The organism is Alistipes putredinis DSM 17216, from assembly GCF_000154465.1.
Taxonomy (GTDB): Bacteria; Bacteroidota; Bacteroidia; order Bacteroidales; family Rikenellaceae; genus Alistipes; species Alistipes putredinis.
In genome coordinates this window covers 1-2,106 of record NZ_DS499576.1, presented here as the reverse complement: position 1 = coordinate 2,106, position 2,106 = coordinate 1, and the positions used below count along the sequence as shown (strand labels likewise).

Sequence of the window (2,106 nt, the reverse complement as noted above, 5' to 3'; positions counted from 1 at the left end):
TGCTAATCGACAATCTGTGCCGAGTACGCCTGGACGATTCTACAGTCAGACGAAGCCTTGGACGCTTCAGGTATAATTTCGAAATTAGCATTATCCCGATTGGCGGACCAACTCGAGGGCGCGTGCCAGCATTCCAACCCTTCACACTGACGAACGGTGGATTAATCCGGCTTTAGACCGCACGATCGACTACTTCATCGACGGGCGGTGTGGATTTCATCGTGCAACTCGGCACGACGGCAGAACCCCGACCCTCTACCTGCACGAACGGGCCGTTGTCGCCATGTTCATCAAAACCACATCGCAGGGCGCGTGCCGCTGGTGATCGGCGTAGGCGGCAACTCGACCTCGGAAGTGCTCGACCAGTTGCGCGAATTCGACCGCGGGGGGCGGATGCGATCCTGAGCGTCACACCCTACTACAACAAACCGTCGCAGGAGGGGTTGTACCAGCACTTCAAAACCGTATCGGAACATTCGCCCCTGCCGATCATTCTCTACAACGTTCCCGGCCGTACGGGGGTCAATATGACCGCAGCGACCACGATCCGCATTGCGGGCGACTTCCCGAATGTCATCGGCATCAAGGAGGCTTCGGGCAAGATCGACCAGATTCAGGAGATACTCGACTGGCGGAGCAGGGATTTTCTGGTGCTCTCGGGAGATGACGCCCTGACGCTCGACCTGATGAGCCGGGGCGCCGACGGCGTGATCTCGGTAGCGGTCAATGCCTTCCCGCGCAAGATGATGACTTGCATCGACCTGGCAAAGAAGGGCGACTTCGAAGGAGCACACAAGGCTTACGAATGTCTGGAGGAGGCCGTGACCGCCCTCTTCGCCGAAGGCAACCCGACGGGCGTGAAATGCGCCATGTCGGTACTGGGACTCATCGGCAACACGCTGCGGCTGCCCCTCGTTCCCGGAACCCCGCAGCTCGAAGCCCGCTTCAAAGAACTGATCGCCAAATACGATTTGAATTGATCGCACGTTTATATAACAATGCGGCACGAAACGGGTTCCGCACCGTATTCGCACACTGAACCGCCGCACACAAAAGGCTATGAGAAAATTGCTTGTCCTGCTGCTGTTTCTGCCTCTGATGGCAACGGCCAAAATACCTGTCGAAGAGGATATTATCCGGCAGACGCTGGATTCCGAATCCCCCTACTACTACCCGAACCTGATGCTGCGGTATCAGTCGGGCGACGACTCGATGACCGAGGAGGACTACCACTACCTCTACTACGGATATGCCTATCAGGACGCCTACAAGCCTTTGAATGCCAATTCGGACATGGACAAAGCCATACTGATCGCCCAAACGGTCGATTTCGAGAATCCGACGCACGAAAGCCTCGAGAAACTGATCGCAGCGGTGAACGATGCCTTGGTGCAGGATCCGTTCAGCCCCAAACTGCTGAACCTGCTGGCATTCGCTTACGGAGCGCTCGGCGACTCGAAGAACGAACAGATCAACTACAACCGGATGAACTCCATCCTGGCGACGATCGAGGATTCCGGCAACGGCCTCAAGGAAGGGAGCGCCTGGCATATCCTGATGTTCGGACATGCTCTCGATCTGCTGGCCGCACACGACCGTCACTACGGCAAAGCACGCGTCGTCAGCCGCTCGGTGGAATACGTCCCCCTGCTCGAGCCGGTACGGACCGAAGAGGGGCGGATCAAGGGATATTACTTCGATTACAGCCGCATCTACCGGAACAAACCCGACGACTACGTATTCAAACGGCCCCGAACCTGGCAATTCAACAACCTGCGTCCGAGAGAATACAAATAACGAAAACCGCTCTTGAAGCCCCGGCATAATTCAACGGCCTAATTTATTATAAAAGTATAAGATGAAAACAACTCTTTTCTCCGAATCATCCTGCAAAGGCACCCTCCTCTCTACGCGGGGGGGGGAGTATTTCTAACCTTCACAAAACGGGCACGAAACACCCCGAACGAGATCCAAATGAAAAAATTACATCATATAGTGCTTGTCCTTGCACTCGCAGCGACCCTTTTCACGGGCTGCAACAAGGACGAAGGGGTCACTCCCCGCCCGCCGGTCCCCGAAACGGCGGACCAGACCATTATGTTCTAT

At 55.8% G+C, this 2,106-nt stretch carries 2 protein-coding genes; both read left to right on the top strand.

Annotated features, from left to right (window positions below; all coding sequences use genetic code 11):
* Positions 1–209 precede the first annotated feature (209 nt).
* Entirely contained in the window at positions 210–980 is a 771-nt protein-coding gene (gene dapA, locus ALIPUT_RS00085; RefSeq protein ID WP_231290527.1) for a 4-hydroxy-tetrahydrodipicolinate synthase, read from the top strand.
* A gap of 79 nt (positions 981–1,059) precedes the next feature.
* Complete coding sequence (locus tag ALIPUT_RS00080; protein WP_004327478.1) at positions 1,060–1,797, top strand: DUF4919 domain-containing protein; 738 nt, start codon at positions 1,060–1,062, stop codon at positions 1,795–1,797.
* The last annotated feature ends 309 nt before the right edge of the window (positions 1,798–2,106 follow it).